Annotated in this window: 1 protein-coding gene; it reads right to left on the bottom strand. The window is 69.1% G+C overall.

Annotation, left to right across the window (positions count from 1 at the left end; translation table 11 throughout):
- A partial coding sequence (locus EOA22_RS37395) for a hypothetical protein (RefSeq protein ID WP_164756374.1) occupies positions 1-398 on the bottom strand: 398 nt, incomplete at both ends.

Below are 398 nucleotides of genomic sequence, written 5' to 3'. Positions count from 1 at the left end.
AGGTCCGATGCGCGTGCGGCAAGCGCTTCGGCCGATTCGCCGATCCGCATGCCGAGCCGCTGGTCGGCGCCTTCGAAGTTGCGCAGGATGTCGCCGGCGCGCGCGGCCAGCGACTGGGCCGTTTCGATGGCGCGGGCGACCAGCTTCTGGTCGGCGGCATCGAACGTGCCTGCAATTTCGCTTGCACGAGCTGCCAGATGGTCGGCGGTGTCCTGAGCCCGGGCGGTCAGCTGATCTGCGGTTTCCTGGGCGCGGGCGGCGAGCTTCTGGTCTGCCGCTTCGAAGGTGCCGGCGATCTGATTTGCGCGAGCGGCCAGCTGATCGGCGGTTTCATGGGCACGGGCCAGCAGCGAGCTGGACGTGTCGTCCGCGCGGGCAAGCAAGGCGTTCGACGGATC

It is taken from the genome of Mesorhizobium sp. M7A.F.Ca.US.014.04.1.1, from assembly GCF_003998745.1.
GTDB classification, from domain to species: domain Bacteria; phylum Pseudomonadota; class Alphaproteobacteria; order Rhizobiales; family Rhizobiaceae; genus Mesorhizobium; species Mesorhizobium ciceri.
Note: the sequence above shows the minus strand (reverse complement) of the source record. Positions and strands in the feature narration are given on the sequence as shown.